We start from the raw sequence: 6,414 nt of genomic DNA on the forward strand, positions 1-6,414 counted from the left end.
TCGCAATGGAGTGCTGGGGCTCAATCGTCTGTTCGAGGCCTATGAGCGAGACTTCGGCAGTTCGCGCAAGGAGATGATTCTCTTCGTGGCGCCGTACATCACCTTCCGCCCCACCGAGCCGCAGCGAAAACGGATCGAGGAAGGGCGCGCTCTGCTGAACTACCGCCAGTATGACTGGTCGTTGAATGTCCTAAAGCGGTAGTAGGTTGATGAGGCAAAGAGAGGCGGTGTGTACTGATCACTGAGAACTTTCACTACGAACTACAAACTCCCCGCGGTCGGCGAGGAGTTTGTAGTTCGTAGTGATAGTTGTCAGTGGTCAGTTCACCTGACATCTGTGCGTCTGAAGCACTTGGTGGTCTACCCCCACGCCTTACTCACCATGCCGTTCGCATCCTTGGTGTACGGCATCCACAGCAACGCGCACAACTGCACCTGCACATCGGTGCTTTTCGCGCGCACCACCACCGCTTCCAGCTGTTCCTGCTGCGCATCGTAGGCGGCGCCGAGGGCATCCACCTCGGCCTGCAGCTTCGCCTCCAGTTCGGCGTATTTCTGCTGTTCGGCGGCCAGCGTTTCCTGCGCGCGCGCCACATCGCCCGACTGCTGCATGGCGCGTCCCGCGCCACGCGTGGCCGTGGCGACCTTGCCGAGCGTGCCTACGCCCACCTTGCCGCGGCCGAAGATGGCGCCGAGGATGGCGCCACCCACCGAGAGGGCGGTATCCATCTTCGCCTGTGAGGCTTGCGCCGATTCCCGCTGCACCGCCTGTTCGGCGCGGCGCAACCTGTCCTGCGCCGCGGTGAGCTTGGCGGCGTACTTGCCGCGCAGCACCTCGATCTTCGCATCGCGCGCTTCGTGCGCCATCACCTGAAGACGGATGCGGAACTGCGCCTCGCTTTCGCCCGGCTGCGAGGTGGCCTTGAACGCGGCGCTCTTGTAGAGCGTCACGGTCTCGTTCGTCACCACCCACTTCTGCAGCGCCTTGCTCCACACGCCGTAGTTCTTGGCTTTCGTCGCGACCGGTGGCAGCGCGCCAAAGGCGGCGCCGTCCCGCGGTCGCTGTTCGAGCGCCGACGGCTCGAGTTCACGCCGTTCGGCGCTGTCCCACTCGAGCGCAATGGGGCCGTCGTCGATCGAGGCCGTGAGCGTCACGCGGCGTGATTCGGTGATACCGAGCTTTGCGTTGGTGAAGCTCACATCGGCGAGGCCGAGCACCACCGGGTTGTAGAGCAGCGCACCGTCGGTGTTGGGCGGCAGGAAGAACTGCGGAATGTCGGGCGGCAGTACCGGTGCGCTTGCCGCTTTTGCATCGAGTGACGCCAGACCACCACCAGTCGCACTCGGACTGAGTGCTGGTGAGGTGGCGGCCGCGCCGTGCGCGGTCGCGGGTGCCGGCGCGAGCGCCGTAATGCTCTTGATTTGCTCGCGCGTCATGGGGCCCGCGAGATACGACATCGTCCATCGTGTTTCGAACGTGATGGGCGCTGGTTCGTGCACGCTGTGCAGCAGGAACACGCGCTTGCCGAGCCCCGCGATGGTCTGCTCCATGGCGGTCTTGTCGAACGGCTGGCCACCGCTCACGCCTTCGAGCCCTTCCATCACACGCATCTTGTCGCGTTCGGTCTGCAAGCGGCCGATGAACCACGTGCCCGTGTTGGAGAGACCACGGTAGTCGAGGTCCACCGGATTCTGCGTGGCGAGCACCACACCAAGACCGTACGCGCGCGCCTGCTTGAGCAACGTGAGCAACAGCACCTTGCTCGGCGGGTTCGCCACGGGTGGCATGTACCCGAACAGCTCATCGATGTAGAGAATCGCGCGCAGCGACCCCGTGCCCGGCTGCGTGCGCACCCACGCGAGAATGTCGGACAGCAGCAGCGTCATGAAGAACATGCGCTCGGCGTCGTTCAGGTGCGCGATGGAAATCACGCTGCCACGCGGCTTGCCGCTGGGGGTGTACAGCAAACTCGCCGTATCGAGCGCCTCGCCCTGCATCCACGTCTTGAAGCCCGGCGACGCCAGCAGGTTGTTGAGCTGCATCGCCAGCGTCATGCGATCCTTCGGCGGGAACACCGTGTCGAGCGGCATCACGCCCACGGTGCTGAACGGCGGATTCTGAATACCGCCGATCAACGCCGCGAGGTCGAGGCTGCGTCCTTCCTGCCAGGCATGATGCAGCAGATTGGCGAGCAGGATGTGCTCGCGGCTCGAAATGGGGTCGGCGTCGATGCCGAGCAGCGCGAGCAGCGAGGTGGTGGTGGCGTTCACCCGATCCTGCATCGCTTCGGCATCGTCGCGTACGGCAGCTGGCGGCGCGTCGAATGCCTTGAGGAGCGACAGCGGACGCCCCGCGGTGCTGCCCGGCGTGTAGATGGTGATGTCGGCGGCGTCACGGAAGCGCTGGATGCGCGTGCCATCCTGTCCCCATCCTGCGAGACCGTTCTTCCACAGGTCGGCCTGCTGTGCGGCGAACTGGTCGGTGGTCATCCCCGCATTGGTGGCCTGCTGCGGATCCACCCAGGGGCGGAAGTCGCTCGCGCCGAGCCCGGGAAAACGCAGGGCGAGATTGCCGAGGTCACCCTTGGGGTCCACGGCGATCACCGGCACCTTGTCGATGAGCGCTTCCTCGAGGAGTCCCACACCGAGACCGGTCTTGCCACTGCCGGTCATGCCGATGATCACGGCATGCGTGGTGAGATCCTTGGCGTCGTACAACACGTAGTCGTCGCGCCGGGTACGCGACGGAATGTCGTAGCGCTTGCCGAGGTAGAAGGCGCCGAGGGTTTCGAAGTCCGTCATGCTCAGAACTCGCGCCGCTTCATCTCCTTGAAGATTTCCTTCGCTTCGGAATCGTCACGCTCCTCGGTACCGCGCGTGGCGGCGAGCGTCGGATCGTAGGCCTGCTTGGTGGGCTTCTTCACCTGAGCGGCCTTGGTCTGCGTCTTCTTGAGCAGGGACTTGAGCTGGTTGTCTTTCATCGCGGGCACTCCGGGTAGGGGAAACGCGTCAGGTAGACGATGCCGCCCGCGATCGATCCTGTAAAGCGCGATGGCCTGACCGGCAGCCTGACCGGCGGGTGTCAGCGCGGAGAAAGGCCAAGCAGACGCAGCGTTTGGCGCAGCACCTCGCGGCCGGCCTCGGTACGCGGCGCGTTCACCTCGAAATGCCCGCCCGGCACGGTCACGTTCACGGGCGTCTGGTCGCCGGCGGCGACCGCCCTGCGCACGTAGGCGGCGCGGACGCTGTCGGGGGCGATGCCGTCCTGGGCGCCGGCCACATGCGCGGACGGAATCCCGAGTGGGACACGCCGGATGGGGGACGCCAGGGCGACTCGTTCGGGGAGTGACGCCGGGGCGCCGCCCAGGAGCATCACGGCCCCCCGACCGCAGCCCGCCGGCATGCGCGCGGCGAATTCCTCGAGGTCGGTGACGCCGCCGAGGGAGACTACGCCAGCCACGGCGAGCGGGGTGCCAGTCGAAAGTGGGGATGACGTGGGCAACCCTTTACGGCTGGCCAGCCACAGCGCGAGCTGCCCACCGGCGGAGTGCCCGACCGCCACGACCCGTGAGGTGTCGAGAGGGTACTGGCGGGCGAGCACGCGCAGATAGTCGGTGGCGCGCGCCACATCGGTGAGGGTGCCGGGCCAGCCGCCCCCCGGGTGATCGGCGCGGCGGTACTCCACGTTCCACGTGGCCACCCCCTGTGCCGCCAGAGAATCGGCGAGCGCCGCGGTGTTGCGCAGCGTGGCGAACCCCGAAATCCAGCAGCCCCCGTGTATGATGATCGCCACCGGCGCCCGGGCCCCGCGCTTGAGACCGGGTGGCAGCCGGAGATCGCCGAACTGCAGCGAGTCGTCGCCATAGGCGATCCGTCGCCCCGCGTCGCGGAGGGAGAGAGTGTCGAGGTCGCCCGCCCGGAGCAGGCGCGCGGGCGGCGCGGCCTGCGCGCCGGCCGTCGGCACCAGTGCGGTGGCCGGGAGGAGCAGCAGGGCCGCGGTGAGGGCCCGGTACGAGGGAGCAGGCAAGCGACCGGCGGGCATACGGATGGGGGTGGTGGGACGCGAGGGTGTGACGGTGGCGGGTGGCCAGCCGTCCCTCCGGTGAGTGTGACCCGGGCGTGACGCCCCCTCACTAATTCAGTATTGACGCTGGATCAAGTGAGCGCTAACGTCTTGCAGCACTCACATCACGATGGGCGCGCCACGGCGCGGGATACGCAGTAGCAGGCGACTTCGGGGACCTGGCTCAACGCGGGTCCCTTTTTCGTGGAAGCCCGTTTCGGTATGACTGCTTGGCCAGCGTTGCACGACGGTGGCTAACCCACGCGGGGGATTGGTCCGCGAATCAACACGAGTGCTCGGTGCGTACGGCAGGGCCGGACTCCGAACACCCAGCAACAGGAGTAGTGCCATGCGTACGACCGGCAAGGTGAAGTGGTTCAACGACGCCAAGGGCTTTGGCTTCATCACGCCCGACGACGGCTCGAAGGATTGCTTCGTCCACCACTCGGCCATTCAGGGCGGCGGTTTCCGCACCCTGGCCGAGGGCGAGCGTGTCGAATTCGACATCGTGCAGGGCCAGAAGGGCCCCGCGGCCGAGCAGGTCGTGAAGCTCCGCGGCTAATCGCCGCGTCTTCAGCGAACTGACAACGGGCCATCGGTCGCAAGACCGGTGGCCCGTTTGTTGTTCGCGTGGTGCCCGTTCGCATCGCTCCTGAATTGTCTTTCCCTGCAATGTCGCCGAGGTTGCCCCCATGACTGCTGGATCCATTCGTGAGGCCCGCCGGCGACTCGAGGCGTTGCAGGCGCAGGTGCAGCAGCAGCGCGACGCATCGCTGCGAGCCGTGGACGAGACCGGTGACGCTTCCTTGCACGACGTGCAGTGGCCCGTGGCCATCGTCCCTCGGCATCACGCGCGGCTCCGGCCTCTCGCACTGCGCCGCAAGCGCGCCTTTCTCGCCCGTGTGCGCGCTCTGGTGGCCACGGTGCGCCGCACCTCCGCGGCTGACGACGACCGCACGCTCGACACCCCCGACGAGCTGGATGCCACGGCTACGCGCGTGGTGGCAGCCACCTGCAGTGCATGTCGCGGTTCCTGCTGTGGCAACGGCGGCGACCACGCGTTTCTCCGCACCAGGACGCTGCGCGAGTTCATGGCCGCCCATCCCGCGTTGGACGACGACGCCATCGTGGAGGCGTACGCCGCGTGGCTCCCCGAGCGCACGTTGCAGCCGGGGTGCGTGTATCAGGCGGCGCAGGGGTGCACGTTGCCGCGCGCGATGCGCAGCAGCATCTGCAACGCCTACCTGTGCGGCGGGCTCCGGCGCGCGCTGCTGCTGGCCAACCGCGATACGCGCGGCGTGTTCGTGGCGCATCGCGAGGGTGACCGCGTAAGCGGGGGGCGGCTGCGCGCTCTGCCGGTGCTGCAGCAGGACTGATGCGGCGCCCTGCGAAGGCCCCGCCTGGGAACCTTGCACGGGCGCTTGAGCACATGGGGCTCGCCGTGGGGATACCGGCATCCGGATTCGGCGCACGGCCACCTCAACCTTTCGATTGATAGCATCTGGAGCGCCGCTGCTGTAGGATAACGTAGATGAGTTTGCCGTGCGACGCCGCCGGCGGTACTACGTTACGCACCCCACGGTGAGTGTGAAGGGGGCGCCGAGATTGCGCAATTGTGTGAAAGACAGGCTGGGGTGGCGGGGCCACGTGCGGCCACGGCATGAATCCACCGATAGGATGGTATGCGGGAGATGGGCGACACCGTGCACGAAGGAGTCGCCGTGACTGGCGGGTCTTCGTTTGTTCGCGCTCAGGCAGACGCCGGCAACACGGCCGAGCCCATCATCACGGTCGTCGTGGTCGAGGGCCACCGGCTGCTGCACCATGCCCTGTGCGATATGCTGCAGCAACAGTCGGACTTCTGTGTCCGCCGGCCGGTGACCGAATCGTCGGTGGCATCGCAACTGGCGTTAGCCGAAGCACTGGGGAACGACGGGGCCCGTGCACCCGCGGTGGCGCTGCTTGACGTGAATCTGGGTGAGCTTGATGGCGTGTTGGTCTGTTCACGCCTTTCCTTGGTCGCCTCCGACCTCCGCGTTATCATCACGGGTATGACGGCGACGCACGAGAAGATTGCGGATTTCGTGAGCGCCGGTGCGGTGGCGTTCGTCATGGACGATGCGTCGGCCGTCGATTACGTGCGGACCATCCGGCAGGTGGCCCGCGGCGAGGCTGTGCTGCCGCCTGCGCTCACCCGGTCGCTCTTTGCGCAGATTGCACGGGAGCGGGAGAGCCTGACGCCGCCGATCATGGCGGAGAGTGCGAGCCTCACCGTGCGTGAGCGAGAAATCATCAGTCTGCTTGGCGAGGGGCTCAGCAACCGCGACATTGCCGAACGGCTGCACATCGCG

The 6,414-nt window shown here is 66.8% G+C and carries 6 protein-coding genes and 1 pseudogene; 4 read left to right on the top strand and 3 right to left on the bottom strand.

Annotation, left to right across the window (positions count from 1 at the left end; all coding sequences use genetic code 11):
* Nucleotides 1–202: pseudogene (locus ACIQ6O_RS11150) on the top strand (hypothetical protein); the annotation flags it as partial.
* 158 nt (nt 203–360) lie between these two features.
* Here the strand turns inward: ACIQ6O_RS11150 and ACIQ6O_RS11155 are convergent.
* The 3 genes from ACIQ6O_RS11155 to ACIQ6O_RS11165 all read right to left on the bottom strand — a co-directional run bounded on the left by ACIQ6O_RS11155 (nt 361) and on the right by ACIQ6O_RS11165 (nt 4,027).
* A complete protein-coding gene (locus ACIQ6O_RS11155; protein ID WP_396207866.1) occupies nt 361–2,802 on the bottom strand; it encodes a helicase HerA domain-containing protein in 2,442 nt (813 codons plus the stop codon).
* Nucleotides 2,803–2,804: 2 nt separating this feature from the next.
* Nucleotides 2,805–2,981 carry a hypothetical protein gene (locus ACIQ6O_RS11160; protein WP_396207867.1) on the bottom strand — a complete coding sequence of 59 codons (177 nt, stop codon included), beginning with the start codon at nt 2,979–2,981 and terminating at the stop codon, nt 2,805–2,807.
* Between the two features lie 101 nt (nt 2,982–3,082).
* A complete protein-coding gene (locus ACIQ6O_RS11165; RefSeq protein ID WP_396207868.1) occupies nt 3,083–4,027 on the bottom strand; it encodes an alpha/beta hydrolase fold domain-containing protein in 945 nt (314 codons plus the stop codon).
* Nucleotides 4,028–4,412: 385 nt separating this feature from the next.
* Between ACIQ6O_RS11165 and ACIQ6O_RS11170 the strand changes: the two genes are divergently transcribed.
* The 3 genes from ACIQ6O_RS11170 to ACIQ6O_RS11180 all read left to right on the top strand — a co-directional run.
* Nucleotides 4,413–4,625 carry a cold shock domain-containing protein gene (locus ACIQ6O_RS11170; protein WP_291160622.1) on the top strand — a complete coding sequence of 71 codons (213 nt, stop codon included), beginning with the start codon at nt 4,413–4,415 and terminating at the stop codon, nt 4,623–4,625.
* A 130-nt stretch (nt 4,626–4,755) separates the two neighbouring features.
* Entirely contained in the window at nt 4,756–5,439 is a 684-nt protein-coding gene (locus ACIQ6O_RS11175) for a hypothetical protein (RefSeq protein WP_396207869.1), read from the top strand.
* 315 nt (nt 5,440–5,754) lie between these two features.
* Nucleotides 5,755–6,414 (top strand): response regulator (locus ACIQ6O_RS11180; protein ID WP_396207870.1); only part of this gene is annotated, 660 nt, incomplete at its 3' end.

This window comes from Gemmatimonas sp. (assembly GCF_044345575.1).
Lineage (GTDB): Bacteria > Gemmatimonadota > Gemmatimonadetes > Gemmatimonadales > Gemmatimonadaceae > Gemmatimonas.